This window comes from Pseudomonas sp. RIT288 (genome assembly GCF_000631985.1).
GTDB lineage: Bacteria > Pseudomonadota > Gammaproteobacteria > Pseudomonadales > Pseudomonadaceae > Aquipseudomonas.
Genome location: NZ_JFYN01000003.1, coordinates 1 through 18945 on the forward strand (window position 1 = coordinate 1; position 18945 = coordinate 18945).

17 protein-coding genes and 2 tRNA genes are annotated in these 18945 nt (G+C 59.2%); 14 read left to right on the forward strand and 5 right to left on the reverse strand.

Going from position 1 to position 18945, the window contains the following annotated elements; genetic code table 11:
- The first annotated feature begins 167 nt into the window (after positions 1–167).
- The 5 genes from BW33_RS04620 to BW33_RS04640 all read left to right on the forward strand — a co-directional run bounded on the left by BW33_RS04620 (position 168) and on the right by BW33_RS04640 (position 6329).
- Positions 168–244, forward strand: a tRNA-Asp gene (locus tag BW33_RS04620).
- Between the two features lie 510 nt (positions 245–754).
- Positions 755–3586: a xanthine dehydrogenase family protein molybdopterin-binding subunit gene (locus BW33_RS04625; protein WP_047597365.1), complete on the forward strand. Its 2832-nt coding sequence runs from the start codon at positions 755–757 to the stop codon at positions 3584–3586.
- The gene (locus BW33_RS04630; RefSeq protein WP_047597366.1) at positions 3579–4118 is read left to right on the forward strand and encodes a (2Fe-2S)-binding protein; all 540 of its coding nucleotides are present in this window, start codon (positions 3579–3581) and stop codon (positions 4116–4118) included. Before BW33_RS04625 ends, BW33_RS04630 begins: the two co-directional genes overlap by 8 nt.
- A gap of 2 nt (positions 4119–4120) precedes the next feature.
- Positions 4121–5356 (forward strand): cytochrome c, encoded by a 1236-nt coding sequence (locus BW33_RS04635; RefSeq protein WP_047597367.1) that lies wholly within the window; start codon positions 4121–4123, stop codon positions 5354–5356.
- A gap of 1 nt (position 5357) precedes the next feature.
- Positions 5358–6329 carry an XdhC family protein gene (locus tag BW33_RS04640; RefSeq protein ID WP_047597368.1) on the forward strand — a complete coding sequence of 324 codons (972 nt, stop codon included), beginning with the start codon at positions 5358–5360 and terminating at the stop codon, positions 6327–6329.
- 147 nt (positions 6330–6476) lie between these two features.
- Here the strand turns inward: BW33_RS04640 and BW33_RS04645 are convergent, their stop codons facing one another.
- On the reverse strand, positions 6477–7760 hold the full coding sequence (locus tag BW33_RS04645; protein ID WP_047597369.1) for an NAD(P)/FAD-dependent oxidoreductase: 1284 nt from the start codon (positions 7758–7760) through the stop codon (positions 6477–6479).
- A 184-nt stretch (positions 7761–7944) separates the two neighbouring features.
- On the opposite strand from BW33_RS04645, the gene BW33_RS04650 reads away from it, so the two are divergent.
- Positions 7945–8021, forward strand: a tRNA-Val gene (locus BW33_RS04650).
- A 537-nt stretch (positions 8022–8558) separates the two neighbouring features.
- Positions 8559–9014 carry a DUF2214 family protein gene (locus BW33_RS04655; protein ID WP_047597370.1) on the forward strand — a complete coding sequence of 152 codons (456 nt, stop codon included), beginning with the start codon at positions 8559–8561 and terminating at the stop codon, positions 9012–9014.
- 225 nt (positions 9015–9239) lie between these two features.
- Here BW33_RS04655 and csrA read toward each other — a convergent pair whose 3' ends face one another.
- The gene (gene csrA / locus BW33_RS04660) at positions 9240–9434 is read right to left on the reverse strand and encodes a carbon storage regulator CsrA (protein WP_003179932.1); all 195 of its coding nucleotides are present in this window, start codon (positions 9432–9434) and stop codon (positions 9240–9242) included.
- Positions 9435–9684: 250 nt separating this feature from the next.
- Between csrA and BW33_RS04665 the strand changes: the two genes are divergently transcribed.
- Positions 9685–10053 carry an SPOR domain-containing protein gene (locus BW33_RS04665; protein ID WP_047597371.1) on the forward strand — a complete coding sequence of 123 codons (369 nt, stop codon included), beginning with the start codon at positions 9685–9687 and terminating at the stop codon, positions 10051–10053.
- Positions 10054–10139: 86 nt separating this feature from the next.
- Positions 10140–11051 (forward strand): siderophore-interacting protein, encoded by a 912-nt coding sequence (locus tag BW33_RS04670; RefSeq protein ID WP_047597373.1) that lies wholly within the window; start codon positions 10140–10142, stop codon positions 11049–11051.
- A 55-nt stretch (positions 11052–11106) separates the two neighbouring features.
- On the opposite strand, the gene BW33_RS04675 is transcribed toward BW33_RS04670, so the two are convergent.
- The 3 genes from BW33_RS04675 to BW33_RS04685 form a co-directional block, all read right to left on the reverse strand.
- Positions 11107–11796, reverse strand: coding sequence for an endonuclease (locus BW33_RS04675; protein ID WP_047597374.1), 690 nt, complete (start codon positions 11794–11796; stop codon positions 11107–11109).
- Positions 11797–11800: 4 nt separating this feature from the next.
- Complete coding sequence (locus tag BW33_RS04680; protein ID WP_003226395.1) at positions 11801–12091, reverse strand: DUF1654 domain-containing protein; 291 nt, start codon at positions 12089–12091, stop codon at positions 11801–11803.
- Between the two features lie 178 nt (positions 12092–12269).
- Entirely contained in the window at positions 12270–13358 is a 1089-nt protein-coding gene (locus BW33_RS04685) for an asparaginase (protein ID WP_047597376.1), read from the reverse strand.
- 349 nt (positions 13359–13707) lie between these two features.
- Here BW33_RS04685 and BW33_RS04690 point away from each other — a divergent pair, with 349 nt between their 5' ends.
- From BW33_RS04690 to BW33_RS04710, 5 genes are all read left to right on the forward strand, one after another.
- Positions 13708–14163 (forward strand): hypothetical protein, encoded by a 456-nt coding sequence (locus tag BW33_RS04690; RefSeq protein ID WP_047597377.1) that lies wholly within the window; start codon positions 13708–13710, stop codon positions 14161–14163.
- A gap of 201 nt (positions 14164–14364) precedes the next feature.
- Complete coding sequence (locus BW33_RS04695; RefSeq protein WP_047597378.1) at positions 14365–15321, forward strand: sugar ABC transporter substrate-binding protein; 957 nt, start codon at positions 14365–14367, stop codon at positions 15319–15321.
- Positions 15322–15377: 56 nt separating this feature from the next.
- The gene (locus BW33_RS04700) at positions 15378–16931 is read left to right on the forward strand and encodes a sugar ABC transporter ATP-binding protein (protein ID WP_047597379.1); all 1554 of its coding nucleotides are present in this window, start codon (positions 15378–15380) and stop codon (positions 16929–16931) included.
- Entirely contained in the window at positions 16928–17905 is a 978-nt protein-coding gene (locus tag BW33_RS04705) for an ABC transporter permease (RefSeq protein ID WP_007961238.1), read from the forward strand. Before BW33_RS04700 ends, BW33_RS04705 begins: the two co-directional genes overlap by 4 nt.
- Before the next feature lie 3 nt (positions 17906–17908).
- A complete protein-coding gene (locus tag BW33_RS04710) occupies positions 17909–18928 on the forward strand; it encodes a LacI family DNA-binding transcriptional regulator (RefSeq protein WP_047597381.1) in 1020 nt (339 codons plus the stop codon).
- Positions 18929–18945: the final 17 nt, after the last annotated feature.

The window sequence follows — 18945 nt, forward strand, 5'->3', positions numbered from 1 at the left end:
CGGTAGTTCAGTCGGTTAGAATACCGGCCTGTCACGCCGGGGGTCGCGGGTTCGAGTCCCGTCCGCTGCGCCATATTTTACGAGTCAGACACTGTCTGGTTCGCGATTGAAAAGCACCGAAGCTTTCAGTCAAAACGAGTTACTTGAGCGCAAGCTCAAAGCGATACGCAGCGGTAGTTCAGTCGGTTAGAATACCGGCCTGTCACGCCGGGGGTCGCGGGTTCGAGTCCCGTCCGCTGCGCCATATCTGTTTCAAGGATCACTGAACGCCTTGAAACACCGAAAGCAACCGCTGGTTGTTTCGGAATCGATAGCAAAGACCCTGGTCGCAAGACCGGGGTTTTTTGTGTCTGAAATTTGACCTGCTCTCCCTTCATTACCCAGTCCTGCACAAATCCCTGTAGGAGCTGCGGCACGCTGCGATCTTTTGCTCTTGATCGCAGAAACAGGATCAAAAGATCGCAGCCTCGTTTCATTCGACAGCTCCTACATGGAATAGGCGATTGCATGAGCGAGTTTATGGCGGGGGGCAATCGACCTCATGCGGTACCACGTCGCATTGATTTTTTGATTCTTTAGTCAAATTTTTGTAACTGGTTGTTTGCCGGACGCTCAGAAACCTTTAAAGTTAACCTTTCGGTCAGCTTTGCACTGTCAACACGCCCTTTGTTTCGCCAAAAAGGGCTTCTGCAAGACTCGAGATCCCCAGTAGATAACCAGAAGGGCGGACACATAACCGCCCAGAGGATGATCCATGTCCAACCGTGATATATCCCGGCGCTCGTTCCTCCAGGGCGGGCTGGTGGCGGGTGTGAGCGTCACGCTCACGCCGCTCAGCAGTCAGGCGCTGGCTGCCTTGATGGAAAACAGCGTAACCGTGCCGTCCGAGAAGTGGCTCGGCAACAACGGCAAGGCACGCCAACGTAACGATGCCCTGTCCAAGGTCTGCGGCAGCAAAGTGTTTGCCCGCGACATTCGCTCCAAGGACATGCCGGGCTGGCCTGAACAGCAAGGCCACGCCATGCTGCTGAAAACCATCAAGGCCGACCGAATCTACGAAGGCTACGACCTGTCGTGGCTCGGCGCCGACTTGCAACCTGACCGCATCGTCACCGCGGCCGATCTGGAGAAGGACGGCATCGTCTTCCCGGAAGAACACGCACCGGACCCATTGCTGCCGGAAGGCAAAGTGCCGATGTTCATCGGTCACCCGGTGGCGATCCTGATCTGGAACGATTTCGAGCGTTTCCGTCAGGCCAAGAACAAACTCAAATTCAATGACAAGGCGATTCGTTACGGTGCACAAGTGCCGTACTACGAAGGCGACCCCTATGGCAGCTTCCGTTACGTGCGCGTGGGCGGCCCGACCTCGGCCGACGAAGACGAATTCGCCAGCCTGAAAGACTCGATCCTGTTCCCGATGCTGAAGAACCGGCGCCCGGTGTGGAATTCCCAGCCGAATTTGCACGGCAATCTGACCGAGCGCGGCCTGTTCTACGCCGACCGCATGAAGAAAGAGATCGACACGCCGCCGGACAACTGGCTGGTGTTCGACGAGCGCTACAAGACCCCGTCGATCGAACCGGCCGCGATGGAACCGGACAACGGCAACGGCTGGTACGACCCGAAAACCAAGACCCTGCACTTCGTGGTCGCCACTCAGTGCCCGCTGGAAGCCGCGACCGAAACGGCGAAAATGATCGCGCCGTCGCGCTTCGGCCTGGCTAACCTGAACATGCACCCGGGTTACACCGTGGGCTACGGTTCCAAAGACCACAACATCTTCGTCTACTACGCGGCCCTCGCTGCGCTGTATGGCGCCGGTGTGCCGATCCGTCTGGCCAACGACCGCTACGAGCAGTTCCAGAGCGGCATCAAGCGCCACCCGTTCGACATCCGCTACCAGCTCGCAGTGGACAAGCACGACTACAGCTTCAAGATTTTCCGCGCCGAGATGAGCGTCGACGGTGGCGGTCGCATCAACTACAGCCCGTCGGTGGCGGCAGTTGGAGCCACGGCAGCGCAGTCGATCTATTACATGCCGCAGAACGATCTGCAGGTCACCGCATACCACTCGCGTGGCGTTGAGGCGGGTTCGATGCGCGGTTACGGCACCCTGCAAAGCATGGCCTCGACCGAAATGATGGTCGACGAAATCGCCAACCGCCTTGGTGTTGACGCGATTGATCTGCGTCGCAAGAACGCCTTGCGTTCGGGGATGAAAAATACCCAGGGCGCGATCCCGGCGGGTGCTCTGCGCCTGCACGAGATTCTCGACAAGGCCTCGGCGCACGAAGTCTGGAAAAACCGCGACGCGATCAAGAAACAGCGCGAAGCCGCCGACCCGGACAACTGGTACGGCGTGGGTTTTGCCATTTGCCAGAAAGACTTCGGCACTGGTTCCGAAGCGCCGATGGCCAGCATCGAGTTCACTGCTGAAGGTCGCATCACCCTGCGCCACATCGGTATCGAAATCGGCACCGGCATGTCCACTTCGCAAGCGCTGGTGGTGGCTGATTTCCTCGGCAGTCCGGCGCACGACGTCAAGACCGGCGAAACCGAATGGAAGGAAATGCAGCTGATCACCAGCGGCAACCCTTACATCATGAGCCAGGCCGAACAGGACAACCTGCTGCGCAATCCACGCTGGGTTGGCAAATTGGCCTCGGCTTCGTCCGCGACGAACTCGGCCTACTACTTCAGTCACGCCACCCGTGAAGCGGCGCGCGTGCTGTTTAACAATGGCTTGTGGCCGGCGGCCATGGAAATCTGGCGTCAGGGCCCTTACGGCGGTCAAGCCAACCCTTACGTAGTGCGTCGTGAAGATGCGCATTGGGTCGACGGCAAGCTCACCGCCAACGGCATGCAGCCGTTGAGCTTCGAAGAGCTGGCCAGGCGCGCTCACGAGCGTGGTCTGGTGACCGGCGCCACCGTTCACGCGTTCAACCGCTGGAGCTGGGCCGAGGCCGAATACAGCATCGACGGCGTGCGTGAGCGTCTGCCGCTCGACGGTCTGGCGGTGAAGTACGGCGATGGCGCGCCGAAGGCGAAGAAAGCGTTGATGAGCACGGCAGGTTTCCACCTGCTGGATCGCCAGAACATCAACTACCCGGTGGTTCAGTTGAACAACGCTGCGGTGACTTACTACAGCCCGGTGGCCACCTTGGTGGAATTGAAGGTCAATAAAGGCTCGGCGGAAGTCGAAGTGCTCAATCACCATTCGTGGGTCGAGTGCGGTCGGGTGTTGGTCGAAGAACTGGTCAAGGGCCAGCTGGAAGGCGGGATCGCCATGGGCATCGGTCACGCGCTGATGGAAGAGATGCCGCTGTACGAAGGCGGGCCGGGGGAGGGTGACTGGAACTTCAACCGTTATCGCCTGCCGATGGCCCGTCACGTGGCGGTGTGGAAGCAGACTGCGGAGATTCTGCCGCCGCTGTCGCCAAGCGATCCGTCCAAAGGCATCGCCGAAGTGGTGATGATCCCGGTGGTCGGTGCCATCGGTAACGCCGTGGCGCACGCCATCGGTAAACGTGTTCGCGATCTGCCAATCACTGCTGCGCGCATCAAGGAGGCCCTCAATGGCTAACCGTCCGCTTCAACTGACCCTCAATGGTCAATCCGTCGGTCCGGTGGACATCCCTGATGACCTGCCGATGATCGACTACCTGCACGAATACAAGAACCTCACCGGTTCGCGCCTGGGCTGCGGCCAGGGCATTTGCCATGCCTGCGTGGTGATCGTCGACAATCCGGACGGCACCAGTGAAGAAGTGCGCACCTGCATCACCGGCGCGCATTACTTCGAAGGCAAGAAAGTGCGCACCATCGAAAGTCACGCCAAGCGTGATGAGAGCGGTCAGGTCACTGAGCTGAACCCGATCCAGCAGCGTTTCGTCGACGAATTCGCCTTCCAGTGCAGCTACTGCGCGCCTGGCTTCGTCAACGCCGCGACGGTGCTGGTGGAGAGGCTGCAGCGCCAGCCGATCGTCAAAAGCCAGCTGGAAAAAGTCATCGAGGACAGCCTCGGCCACCACATCTGCCGTTGCACCGGGTACGTGCGTTACTACAACGCCACCCGCAACGTGCTGACCGATCTCGGCCTGGTCAAGGAGGGTTAAGCATGAAGCATCTATTGACCCGCCTGACCCTGGCGGTCGGGCTGGCTGCGCCGGTGTTGTTTGCTCACGCTGATGATCAGGTCAAGCGCGGCGAATACCTCGCCCGCGCTGCCGACTGCATGGCGTGCCACACTGCGCCCGGTGGCGCGCCGTTTGCTGGCGGACTACCGATCGTCTCGCCGTTCGGCACGATCTACGGCACCAACATCACCCCGAGCAAAGAGCACGGCATCGGTCTGTACAGCGATGACGAATTCTTCTCTGCGCTGACCGAAGGCAAGCGTCGCGACGGGGCAAACCTGTATCCGGCGATGCCGTACACCTCGTATCACCTGGTGCCGCGGGAAGACTCGGATGCGATTCATGCATACCTGAAAACCATCGAGCCGATCGAGCGTGCCGCGCCGGTCACCAGCCTGAGCTTTCCGTTCAACGTGCGTCCGGGCCTGATCGGCTGGAACCTGCTGTACGGCAAGGCCTTGAAGCTCGAGTCGGGCGAAGGCAAAAGCGAAGCCTGGAAGCGCGGCCAGTACATGGTCGAGGTGCTCGGTCACTGCGGTGAATGCCACACGCCACGCGGCCTGCCGGGCGCGATGCAACTGGACAAGCGCCTGACCGGCGGCATCCTCAACGGTTACCTGGCACCGAGCCTGCTCGCCACCGATCTGGCGGCGCGCGGCTGGAATCAGCAGGACTTGAGCACGTTCCTCAAGCACGGCATGAGCGCTCAGGGCACGATGTTCAACGAGATGTTCCCGGTGTTCCACAACAGCACCCAAGGCCTGAACGATCAGGATCTGGCGGCGATGGCGACGTTCCTGCTTGGCGACAAGCCGCCAGTGGCAAAAGAGCTGACTGAAGTGTCGCTGGACACACTCAGCCCGAGCGCCCAGCGCGGCCGTCAGGAATATTTGAACGTCTGCGCCGGTTGCCATGCTGCCGGTGGTGAAGGCAAGCCGCACATCGCCGTGGCCATGCGCGGCAACACCATGCTGCGTCTGGAAGATCCGCGCAATCTGCTGCGGGTGATCGAGGACGGCATCGGCGAGCAGAAATTCGCCGGGTTCGAACACATGCAGCCAATGCCGGGTTTCGCCGACAAACTCAAGCCTGAGCAACTGACCGATCTGCTCAACTACCTGCGTCAAGGCTGGGGTGGCCAGTCGGCAGAGTTGGCGGTGAGCGACGTGCAGAAACTGCAGGCTGACGCTCCGGCCGTCGAGCACAAGGCGCACTGACATGCAGCATCTCGATCTGCAGGTTGTGCGGCGGGCACTGGAGTGGTCGGTAGCGGGACAGCGCATCTGGCTCTGCACGGTGCTGACCACTTACGGCTCGGCGCCGCGTGCGCCGGGTTCGCTGCTGGCGGTGAACGATAACGGCCAGTGGATCGGGTCGCTGTCTGGCGGCTGTGTCGAGGAAGATTTCCTTGAGCGCGTCGCTGAGGGCGCGTTTCTCGATGCGGTCAACGTGGTGCGTTACGGCGAAGGCGATGATCCGCGCTCGCGGGTCAGCCTGCCCTGTGGCGGCATTCTCGACGTGCTGGTAGAGAAATTTGACGCCGATTGCGAGGTGCAGGCGCATCTGCGTGAGCTCGAGTCAGCGTTGCTCGGTCAGCGCCGTTTGATTCGCGAGGTCGACCTGGCCAGCGGTGCGCGTGCGCTGTTTGCTGATCGCGAGCAGGGTGCGCGCATCGAGCGTGAGATCGACCGGGTGCGGATTCGCATTGGCGCCGCCCAGCGCTTGCTGCTGGCGGGTTACTCCAGCGTGGCGCAGGCCTGTGCCGAGTTCGCGGTGGGTCTCGGCTTCGAAGTGATTCTCTGCGATCCACGTGATGAAGTGCTCGAAGGTGTGGTGCTGAATGGCGTGGAGATTCGTCGACAGTTGCCGTCAGTGTTCATCGCCGACGGCGGTTGTCATCGCGATACCGCGGTGGTGGCGCTGACCCATGATCCGCGCATCGACGATCTGGCGATGATGGAAGCGGTGCGCACCGAGGCGTTTTACATCGGCGTCATGGGCTCGCAGCAGACTTCGCAGAAACGCTTCGAACGCTTGCGCAGGATTGGTGGGCTGGGGGAGGTTGAGCTGGCGCGGATTCATGCGCCGATCGGTCTTAACCTGGGCAGCAAGACACCGGCGGAGATTGCTTTGGCGGTGCTGGCGGATATCTTGCGGATTCGAGGCGGGATTGCTCGGGATCGGCTCTGATCTGGATTCTGCAAATATTTGTGGCGAGGGAGCTTGCTCCCGCTGGACTGCGCAGCAGGCCTTCTTTCTAGATAAAAGAGGGGCCGCTGCGCGACCCGGCGGGAGCAAGCTCCCTCGCCACAGTTGTGTGTCAGTCAAGAAAACTGATCAGAAACCCAGTTTGTCACGCAACCCGTAATACCACGCACCCAACGCCGCAAAGGGCGTGCGCAGCAACTGCCCGCCCGGGAACGGATAGTGCGGCAGATCGGCAAACGCATCAAAACGCTCAGCCTGACCACGCAATGCCTCGGCCAGCACTTTGCCGGCCAGATGCGTGTAGGTGACGCCGTGGCCGCTGCAGCCTTGCGAGTAATAAATGTTGTCGCCCAAGCGCCCAACCTGCGGCAGGCGCGACAGGGTCAGCAGGAAATTGCCGGTCCAGGCGTAGTCGATCTTCACGTCTTTGAGTTGCGGGAAAGCCTTGAGCATTTTCGGGCGGATGATCGCTTCGATGTTCGCCGGATCCCGCGCACCGTAAACCACGCCGCCACCGAAGATCAGGCGCTTGTCGCCGGTCAGTCGGTAGTAGTCGAGCAGGTAGTTGCAGTCTTCGACGCAGTAATCCTGCGGCAACAGAGTTTTCGCCAGCTCATCGCCCAACGGTTCGGTGGTGATCACCTGAGTGCCGCACGGCATCGATTTGGCTGCCAGTTCCGGCACCAGATTACCGAGGTAGGCGTTGCCGGCGACGATGATGAACTTGGCCCTGACCTTACCTTGCGGCGTGTGCACCACCGGGTTGGCACCGCGCTCGATGCGCACGGCTGGCGATTGCTCGTAGAGGGTGCCGCCGAGGGACTTGACCGCGGCGGCTTCACCGAGCGCCAGGTTCAGCGGATGAATGTGGCCGCCGCTCATGTCGAGCATGCCGCCGACGTATTGATCGCAGGCCACCACTTCGCGAATGCGGCGCTGATCGAGCAGCTCCAGTTGTGTGTGGCCGAAGCGCTCCCACAGGCGCTTCTGCGATTCCAGGTGACCCATCTGCTTGGCAGAGAGGGCGGCGAACACGCCGCCGTCCTTCAGGTCGCACTGGATGTTGTACTTGGCCACGCGCTCACGAATGATCCGGCCGCCTTCGAAGGCCATTTGCCCGAGCAGTTGTGCCTGCTTCGGGCCAACGGTGCGCTCAATGACGTCGATGTCGCGACTGTAGCTATTGACGATCTGCCCGCCATTACGCCCCGAGGCACCGAAGCCGACCTTGGCCGCTTCCAGTACCGTCACGCGAAAACCGTTCTCCAACAGAAACAATGCCGAGGACAGCCCGGTGTACCCGGCGCCGATCACACAGACATCTGTCTCCACATCATCCTGCAAGACCGGACGTGGCGGTACGGCATTGGCCGACGCAGCGTAATAAGACTCTGGGTAAGGGGTGTTCGCCATCCTGCCGCCTCTGTTTAATATATTTTACGAGTGCGCCGATCCTACCCGAGTTGAAAAACCTCCGCCAGCCACCGGAAAAATCTTCTTCCCCGACCCGAAATTAAATATTTTGCATATTCATAGGGTTAGGTGAAAAAAAGGTGTTGACACCCCTCCGGAATTCCGTAGAATGCCGCCTCACAGCAGGCACGTAGCTCAGTTGGTTAGAGCACCACCTTGACATGGTGGGGGTCGTTGGTTCGAGTCCAATCGCGCCTACCAAACAAAATCCGCTCTGCTGGGCGGTCTGGAAGGGCCCACCGAAAGGTGGGCCCTTTTTTGTTGTCGATTTGCAAAGCCCCCTCAGAACGCCAGTTCGGCGCTTACCTCAACAACACCCGCTCCAGATGTTCCGCTCGACACCTTCACCTCTGTCGTTACCTCTGTGCTTAGCGTGTTTCGAAATAACACGATCTACTGATATGGCTTTTTGTGTTTTTTTTGATCCGTCGAAAAAGTGTGGATATTGAACGGGTTACCGGCGTTTTTAACTGACCGGTTATCAAAAAAATGTTGTTGCTGTCCGTGAAGTTCAGTAACATTCGTCCCGCGTTCACCACCACGGTTTATGCATTTTTAAATCCCAAGCTTCCATCAGCTGCTTGGGATTTTTTTTGCCTGCGATTTGGCGGATTCCCCGCTCTTTCCCCTTGCTTCCTGCGCGAAGCTTTCCAGCCCCACTGCTATGCGTGGGCGAAACCGGTTTTTTTCGACTACTACTGACTGGCGTTTTCAGGGCTTTCTCAAAGGAGTTCGTCAATGCTGGTTCATTGGTTGCTTGCCGCTATTCATCTCTTGGCTTTTGCCTTGGGCTTTTGGGCCGTGTTGACCCGTGGCACGGTATTCAGTCGTCTGGCGGCCGGCGTCGGTGAGGCAAAGCGGGTTTTGCTCGCCGATAATCTGTGGGGGATTGCCGCGCTGGTGTTGCTGGTCACCGGAGGCATGCGCGCGTTCGGCGGCTTTGAAAAGGGCACTGACTACTATCTGCACCAGCCGCTGTTTCATTTGAAGATGACGTTGTTTGTGCTGATTCTGCTGGCAGAGCTGGCGCCGATGATCACGCTGATCAAATGGCGGATCGCGTTGGCGCGGGGCAAGGCGCTCGATACCGGGCGTGCAAAGCTGTATGCGCGGATCAGCCATGTCGAGGCGCTGCTGTTGGTGCTGATGGTGATTGCAGCTACCGGCATGGCGCGCGGCGTGACGTTCGGCTAACAAGGAGCAATTCCCTGTGTTCTCTCGGAAATGTCTGACAGCCAGGCCTGGCAGTCGCGGGTAGTATCGCGCTGCAGGAGAGGGGGGCGGGAGCGAATAAGCGGAGAAGGGGAATGTGTCAGGCGCCGTGCCCAGTGGACTGGGGAGCGGATGGCAGTACGGCGCGTGAATCTTTAGCCAGTCTTACGCGAAGGCAAACGGACTGGCTACTGACTGCAATGCGGCTCAGGGAGTTTGTGGCTTGTCCGGGGCGGTCAGGCCAGCCTGAATGCGCTGATAGATCTCTTCACGGTGCACGGCAACGTTTTTCGGGGCGTTGATGCCGATACGGACTTGCTGACCGCTTACGCCGAGGATGGTGATCGTAATGTCATCACCAATATTTATGCTTTCACCGACTTTGCGGGTGAGTATCAGCATGGTCTTCTCCTTGATTGCTTTGTAGGGCACCTGATTCAGACAGTGCAGAGGTCGGTGGTACGTATAGATTAGTGCGAAGTCTCACGGTTTGGGTGCCTCTTTCTGACGCGCAGATGCGGCATTAATTCCCAGGGCGTAACTATACAGAGGCTGCAATCATCAATCTCGTTGTTTTGTGCCCATTTTGCGGGCCTCGCGAAGTATTTATGAATGTTAAGATCGCCGCTTTGTGATTTTCGAGGAAAGCGTTGTGCGCAAATTGGTCTGGATGGTCGCGGCACTGGCATTGGCAGGATGTGGTGAAGGCAAAAGTGTAGACGTGCAGAAGCCGAAAACGGCAGTTGCGGCCGCCCCTGCGGCAGCGTCCGCTGCGCAATGGGACCTCGAAGTGCGTGGCGAAACACCTCAGGCTGTCAGCGACCTGAGTGGCTGGTTGATCGAGCATGCGTTTGTGCCGACCGTGATCAAGGACAGCAGCGGCAAGACGCGGATCCTGATTGGCCCGTTCAACTCCCAGGCCGAAGCGCAAGCTCGCAAGGTAGAGGTGGATGCGGCATTGGTGAAAGCCAAAAAACAGAACGTCGAGTCGGTGCTCGTCGAGCATCCGCTCGCGCCGTAAGCAGCACTTTCAGCGGAGCGGCCTAAAGGACATCGCCGGCGATTCGTCTTATACGAGTCAATCACGATTTCTCGAAGGAGCTCCGCATGGCCTCCGCCGCTCCCTACAAACTCTTCAATGCGGTTCTGCACCGCAAGACGCTGTTGAGTCCGCACATGATGCGGATCACGCTCGCCGACCCTTCGATAGGTGGCATGGCCACCTGGGCGCCGGATCAGCGGGTCAAACTGTTTTTCCCTGCCGAAGATGGAACGCCCGCGAATCTCGCGCAGGAGGAGGGCTGGTACGCGCGTTTTCGTTCGATGCTGACGAGTCGTCGACCGGCAATGCGCACTTACACCATTCGTCATTTGCGCGCTGATCAAGGCGAGGTCGATGTCGATTTTGTCCTGCATGGCGAGACTGGTCCCGCGTCGCGCTGGGCGTTGCGTGCGCAGCCAGGAGCGTCGATGCAGATTCTCGCTCCCGACAGCGGTTTTTCCGCGCAGGACGCCGGAGGGTTCGAGTGGAAACCGCCGCAGCTGCTCAAGGAGGTTTTGCTGGTGGCTGATGCCACGGCATTGCCGGCCGCCATGGGCATTCTTGACGAGTTGGCGGCCATGGCTGAACCGCCTCGGACTCAGGCGTACTTTGAGGTGGATAGCGCGCCGGACATGCTCTTGGTGCCGGATTGGCCCGGGCTGTCGGTGCAGTGGCTGGTTCGCGATCAGGCGCCAGAAGTAGCGGCTGGGGCGCTGATGGTAGAGGCAGTGCAACAGGCGTTCCTGCCGGCAGAGGATGCCTCGGTCGGGCAAGCTGCCGAACTCGCCGAAGTCGATATCGACAACGACATACTCTGGGAGATTGCCAGCACGGCCCCTGAAGGATTTTATGGCTGGATTGCCGGAGAAAGCGCGGCAGTCATGCGTCTGCGTAAATACCTGATCAAGGAGTGCGGTATCCCTCGCGAGTCACTCAATCTGATGGGCTACTGGCGCTACAACAAAGCGGGCGGCTAAAAACAAAAAAAGGCCTCGAACACTACGTTCGAGGCCTTTTCTTTTGGCTGAAGGATCAGCCGCAGGCTTTGAGGTTTACCGGGCCGACAAATTCATTGCCACGTCCCATCACGCACGCCACGCTCTGATTACGCTGGCGCTCCCAGTCTTGCACCGGGTAGGTCTTGTTCCACGCCTCGTACAACTGCCGATCCTGTTTTGACAGGCGCAAGCCGTACTGCTTGCTCATGTAGAAATAGGTGCGCGCGATCATGCCGCGAATCGACGGGCGCGGCATGACTTTCTTGGCCTTGAAATCGACTTGAGTCAGGCACGAGCCGTACTGCCCGGATTGCACCGGCAGCCAGCCATAACTGAAGTTGCTGCGGTCACCGTTGACCTCGCCAATGCTCGGCACCAGGTTGTGCAGGTCGGCTTCGGCTTTCTGGTAACCAGGGTCATAACGGGTGCAGTTCTTGCGCCCGCCCGATTGCCAGCATTGACGCTGGTGGCCGAATTCCCACGCCGGGACGATATGTTCCCATTCGATGCGCGAGGCCCGCTTGGCATTTTTGCGCGGCACGTAACCGCACGCCTTCAAATCCACCTTGTTGCCGGTGTACTTGCACCCGCAGTAAAACTCGGTGGACTGCGGTGCATAGAGTTTCCAGGCGACTTTCTTGGCCTCGGTAAAAGTACGGGGCGCGCCAGCCTGGGCGCTACAGGCGATGAACAACAACAGCAAAGCAAAACAGCGGACACTCATTGAATCAATCTTCCTTCGGCACAACCCAAAAAATCTGCACGCCGCCATCGTCGCGATAGGCGAGTGTGACGTTGTCGTTCTCGTCGATTTCCTCGAGCAGTTGCTCCCATGCATCCACAGGCTCGTCCGGCAGACGGAAGATCAAGGCGGCTTTGGCTTTTTGTGCGGTAGGGGAATTGATGATTTTCTGAACGCGCATGCCCATGCGTTCGTAAGCGTCAGGAGCATCAGGAGAGGTGGCCACGAGGTTATCCTTATTAAGCTGTACGTGCATACAGTATTTAACTGTAAGCATTTTCGCAACTGCTTAAAATTCAAGAAAATCCTCTGACAGCGCTTTTCCGATTTTGGTGTAAGTCAGGTCGATTATTTTGTGCGAAAAGGTCGCGCTCAGCGTAAGTGGCAGCACCACCCGCCGCGCGAGCGAGTGGTGAGCAGGTTGCCCGACCCGGAAAGGGTCAGGCGGAGGTCAATCAATATTCCCAGAACATCCGTTGCAGCTCTTTGCTGTCGTTGGTTTTGGTCAGGGCGACCATGGCCAGGATCCGGGCCTTTTGCGGATTCAGGTCGTGAGCGACCACCCAGTCGTACTTGTCGTCAGGCTGTTCGGCGTTGCGCAGTACGAAGCCGCCAGCGTTGACGTGGGACGAGCGGATGATCTGCACGCCATCCTTACGCAGGGCTTGCAGGGATGGCACTACGCGCGAAGACACCGAACCGTTGCCGGTACCGGCGTGGATGATGGCTTTGGCGCCGGCCTGGGCCAGTGCCTTGTAGGCGGTATCGTCGACGTTGCCGTAGGAGTAGGCGATTTCTACGTCAGGCAGGCTCTTGATGTTCTTGATGTCGAATTCCGAATCCATGGTGTGACGTTTGGCCGGCAAGCGGAACCAGTAGGATTTGCCTTCGACCACCATGCCCAGTGGGCCCCAAGGGCTTTTGAATGCCTCGGTCTTGATGTTGATCATCTTGCTGACGTCGCGACCGGACTGGATCTCATCGTTCATGGTCACCAGCACGCCTTTGCCGCGCGCATCTTTGCTGCTGGCGACGGCGACGGCGTTGTACAGGTTGAGCATGCCGTCCGCCGACATGGCGGTGCCCGGACGCATCGAGCCGACCACGATGATCGGCTTGTCGGTTTTTTCCACCAGGTTCAGGAAGTACGCGGTTTCTTCCAGGGTATCGGTGCCGTGGGTGATGACGATGCCATCGACGTCTTTGCTGTCGGCCAGTTCGGATACGCGGCGACCCAGTTGCAGCAGGTTGTCGTTGGTAATGCTTTCCGAAGCGATCTGCATGACTTGTTCGCCACGCACATTCGCCAGTTTGCTCAGTTCGGGGATACCGGCGATCAGTTGTTCAATCCCGACCTTGGCCGCTTGATAGGTGGCGCTGTTGGCTGCGCTGGCGCCGGCACCGGCAATGGTGCCGCCAGTGGCAAGTACCACGACGTTGGCGAGTTTGGTCTGGGTTTCGACTTCTTTTGCCTGGAGGGCGGTGGGCAGGAGCAGGAGGAGGGCCAAAGCGCCCGGAACCAAGGTGTTGAAAGCAGATTTCATTATTTTTCTCTCTAGTAGTGAGACGGTGCTGATGCAGGTTCATCTAGATGCGCCCCGTGCCGATCTGAATGCCCGGGGTACAGGCTAGGGAGCAGGATCTGTACCAGCCGTACTTTGCGTTAGAGAAATGTTTAACCTAATGATTTGTATCAATATTTTATAAGGTGGCGGATTCTTGAGTGGATGGAATATCCGGGTTTCCGAACAAAGGAAGCTTTCGCGTTCGGTTCACCGAAAGGGACTACACCTCCTGTCGAACGAAACGGCTTGTCGGTTTCAGGTTTTCTGCTAAAGAAACCCGTCAGCAGGCCGATGGCTGTTGAAGAAAACGTTCATTTAGGGAGTTCACATGTCACTGACGATCGGTTTTTCCAATCCCGGTTCAGTCACCATCGGCGGTAAAACCGCAGCGACAATCAATGCAATGAGCCAGGCGGAAGCGGATGCCTCCGAAGAGGCGCTTGGCGTTGAAAAAGAACCGAGCAATCAAGTCCGAACCGGTGGTCCCGCGCAAGAAGCCAGCCAGGCGGATAGCGCTGACAGCGGCGACAGTCTGAGCGTTACCGTGAAAATGTTGCTCAAGCGCATGCAGGAATTGCAGAAGCAACTGCAGGAGCAGCAACAGCAACTGGCTGCGGCTCAGGCGGCAAGCTATCCGACACCGGAGGCCAAGTCGCAGGCGGTCATGTCCGTTCAGGGGCAGATCGCACAAACCAGCGGAGAGCTGATGCAAGTGGCGGCGGCGCTGGTCAAGGAAATGTCCAAGGATTCCACCAGCGGTAACCTGGTCAGCACCACGGCCTAAGCAGTAAGGGGCGAATCAGACGATTCGCCCAGCAATTCAACGACGATTTCTGATTGTTGACAAATGTCGGCGGGATTCGCATAGTTCGGTCTACGCAAACGTTTGCGCGGCTTCCCGGGTGCACTATTGTCCGGAAGAGAGCGCTGAAGCTTACGCCAGCGCGAGCGTTGCACACAATAATCATAAGATCGGAGTGAACCCATGAAGCTGCCATTCGCTGGACGTCTTCTTGCTGTCGCTATGCTGGCTGCCGCAGCCGCCGCACTACCTGTCTCTTCGGCTTTCGCCGAGTCCCCGGAAAAACCCAAAGTCGCACTGGTCATGAAATCCCTGGCCAACGAATTCTTCCTGACCATGGAAGACGGCGCCAAGGCCTATCAGAAAGAACACTCCGCCGATTTCGACCTGATCTCCAACGGCATCAAGGACGAGACCGATACCGCCGGCCAGACCCGTATCGTCGAGCAGATGATTCTGGCCAAGGTCAACGCGCTGGTCATCGCACCTTCCGATTCCAAAGCCATGGTGCCGGTGATCAAGAAAGCCGTCGACGCCGGTATCACCGTGATCAACATCGACAATCAGCTCGATCCGCAGATCGTCAAAAGCAAAAACATCAGCGTGCCATTCGTAGGTCCGGACAACCGCAAAGGTGCGCGTCTGGTCGGCGAATACCTGGCCAGGCAACTGAAGGCCGGTGACCAGGTCGGCATCATCGAAGGCGTATCCACCACCACCAATGCCCAGCAACGCACCGCAGGCTTCAAGGATGCGATGGACGCGGCGCAGATCAAGGTTGTCTCTTTGCAATCCGGTGACTGGGAGATCGACAAGGGCAACAAGGTTGCTGCTTCGATTCTCAGCGAATACCCGGATGTGAAAGCGCTGCTGGCGGGTAACGACAGCATGGCCGTTGGCGCTGTTTCCGCCGTACGTGCTGCCGGCAAGGCGGGCAAGGTGCAAGTGGTCGGTTACGACAATATCAACGCGATCAAGCCGATGCTCAAGGACGGTCGTGTGCTGGCGACGGCCGATCAGTTCGCTGCCAAACAGGCTGTGTTCGGTATCGAGACCGCGCTGAAAATCCTCAAGGGCGAAAAAGTCGACAGCGGCGTCAATGGCGTGATCGAAACGCCAGTCGAGCTGGTCACCCAGTAAGTCTTCCGGCGATACAACGGCGCTCGTCCGTCCGGACGAGCGCATGGAGAGTTTTTATGTCAGTTTCCGCCCCGAACGCTGTCCTCTCGGTCAGCGGTATCGGTAAGACCTATGCGCAACCGGTGCTCACGGGCATCGACTTGACGCTGATGCGCGGTGAAGTGCTGGCGCTGACCGGTGAGAATGGCGCCGGTAAAAGCACGCTGTCGAAGATCATTGGGGGGCTGGTTACGCCCACCACCGGTCAGATGCAATTCCAGGGCAAGGACTACCGTCCGGGCAGTCGCACCCAGGCCGAAGAGCTTGGCGTGCGCATGGTCATGCAAGAACTCAATCTGCTGCCGACCCTGTCGGTGGCGGAAAACCTGTTTCTCGACAACCTGCCGAGCAACGGCGGCTGGATCAGTCGCAAGCAATTGCGCAAAGCGGCAATCGAAGCCATGGCGCAGGTCGGCCTTGACGCCATTGACCCGGACACCCTGGTGGGTGAGCTGGGGATCGGGCACCAGCAGATGGTCGAGATCGCACGCAACCTGATCGGCGATTGCCATGTACTGATCCTCGATGAGCCGACTGCGATGCTCACCGCCCGCGAGGTGGAAATGCTCTTCGAGCAGATCACCCGCTTGCAGGCACGTGGCGTCTCGATCATCTATATCTCGCACCGCCTCGAAGAGCTGGCGCGCGTCGCGCAACGCATTGCCGTGCTGCGTGACGGCAATCTGGTTTGCGTCGAGCCGATGGCCAACTACAACAGTGAGCAACTGGTCACCTTGATGGTCGGTCGTGAGCTGGGCGAACACATCGACCTGGGCCCACGCAAGATCGGCGCCCCGGCACTGACGGTCAAGGGCCTGACCCGCTCCGACAAGGTGCGCGATGTTTCCTTCGACGTGCGCGCCGGCGAGATCTTCGGGATTTCCGGGCTGATCGGGGCAGGGCGCACCGAATTGCTGCGACTGATCTTCGGCGCCGATCTGGCCGACAGCGGCACGATTGCACTGGGTTCGCCGGCGCAGGTGGTCAGTGTGCGTTCGCCGGTTGATGCGGTGAACCATGGCATTGCCCTGATCACCGAAGACCGAAAAGGCGAAGGCCTGCTCCTCAGTCAGTCGATCAGCGCCAACATCGCCCTGGGCAACATGCCGGAGATTTCCAGGGCAGGAATCGTCAATGCCAGCGACGAAATTTCCCTGGCGCAGCGTCAGATCGACGCCATGCGTATCCGCAGTTCCAGCCCGACACAACTGGTGTCGGAATTGTCCGGTGGCAACCAGCAGAAAGTGGTGATCGGCCGCTGGCTGGAGCGTGATTGCTCGGTGCTGTTGTTCGACGAACCGACCCGCGGCATCGACGTCGGTGCCAAGTTCGATATCTACGCCTTGCTGGGCGAGTTGACACGTCAGGGCAAGGCGCTGGTGGTGGTGTCCAGTGACCTGCGCGAGCTGATGCTGATTTGCGACCGGATCGGTGTGCTGTCGGCAGGGCGTTTGATCGATACCTTCGAGCGCGACAGCTGGAACCAGGATGATTTGCTTGCCGCCGCGTTCGCCGGCTACCAAAAACGTGATGCGTTGCTCAATGAAGCGGCGCCTAGGGATCTCCCATGAAAACTGCATCTTCCGCCGGCAAACGTAGTGGCAATTTCTACGGTCTGGGCACCTATCTGGGCCTGGCCGGGGCCTTGTTGGCGATGGTGGCGCTGTTCTCGATGATGAGCAGCCACTTTCTGTCCTATGACACTTTCAGCACGCTGGCCAACCAGATCCCCGATCTGATGGTGCTGGCGGTGGGCATGACCTTTGTACTGATCATCGGCGGCATCGACCTGTCGGTCGGTTCGGTTCTGGCACTTGCCGCCTCGACAGTCAGCGTGGCGATTCTCGGCTGGGGCTGGAGCGTGTTGCCGGCCGCGTTGCTCGGTATGGCGGTGGCGGCACTGGCCGGTACGGTCACAGGGTCGATCACCGTGGCGTGGCGTATTCCGTCGTTCATCGTTTCACTCGGTGTGCTGGAAATGGCCCGTGGCCTGGCGTACCAGATGACCGGTTCGCGCACCGCGTACATCGGTGATTCGTTTGCCTGGCTGTCTAACCCGATCGCTTTCGGTATCTCGCCGTCGTTCATCATTGCCTTGCTGGTGATCTTCATCGCGCAAGCTGTGCTGACCCGCACCGTGTTTGGTCGTTACCTGATCGGTATCGGCACCAACGAGGAAGCCGTGCGTCTGGCCGGGATCAATCCAAAACCGTACAAGATTCTGGTGTTCAGCCTGATGGGGCTGCTTGCGGGGATCGCCGCACTGTTCCAGATTTCCCGTCTGGAAGCGGCGGATCCGAATGCCGGCTCCGGCCTGGAACTGCAAGTGATCGCCGCCGTGGTCATCGGTGGCACCAGCCTGATGGGTGGCCGTGGTTCGGTGATCAGTACCTTCTTCGGTGTGTTGATCATTTCGGTCTTGGCCGCCGGTCTGGCGCAGATCGGCGCGACCGAGCCAACCAAACGCATCATCACCGGCGCGGTGATTGTCATCGCGGTGGTGCTCGATACCTATCGCAGCCAACGCGCCAGTCGACGGGGCTAAGAGATGGCAACAATCAAGGATGTGGCGGCGCTCGCGGGGATTTCCTACACCACGGTTTCTCACGTGGTGAACAAGACGCGCCCGGTCAGCCAGGAAGTGCGGTTGAAGGTCGAGGCGGCCATCAAAAGCCTCGACTACGTGCCGAGTGCGGTGGCGCGTTCGCTGAAAGCCAAGACCACTGCGACCATTGGCTTATTGGTGCCGAACAGCCTCAACCCGTATTTTGCCGAGTTGGCACGGGGCATCGAGGATTACTGCGAGCGTAACGGCTATTGCGTGATCCTCTGCAATTCTGACGACAACCCGGAAAAACAGCGCAGCTATTTGCGCGTGCTGCTGGAGAAGCGCATTGACGGCCTGATCGTCGCCTCCGCGGGTGGCGACATCGGGCTCGCGCAAGGGCTAGCCGGGGTGAAGACGCCAATGGTCATCGTCGACCGCGGGCTGGATGGCCTCGACGCCGATCTGGTGCGCATCGACCATGAATATGGCGCTTATCTGGCGACGAGGCACCTGCTGGAGCTGGGCCATCGTGACATCGCCACCATCGGTGGTCCATCGGGTACCAGCGTGGCGCAAATGCGTCACGCCGGTTTTTTTCGGGCGCTGCAGGAGGCGGGCATCAAGGTACGGGCCGAGCGCATGCTGGAAAGCGATTTCACCAGCAACGGTGGTTACAACGCGGCAGCGATCCTGCTTGAAAGCAATCCGCCGAGTGCGATCTTTGCCGGTAACGACATGATCGGTATCGGTGTGCTCCGCGCGGCGGCCGAGCGCAATGTCCGCGTGCCAAGCGAGCTGTCGGTGATCGGCTTCGACGATATCCAGATGAGTCGCTACGTGTACCCGGCGCTGACCACGGTCGGCCAGTCGATCCTGCAGTTGGGCGAGATGGCTGCCGAAGTGTTGCTGCGAAGGATTGCTACCCCGAGTCTGGTCACCGATCAACGGATCGTGACCCCGAGTATTGTCTTGCGCGAATCGACTGCGCCGCTGTCCGGCGTATTCACCGAGTACCGCTGAAACCGAATTGACGAGTA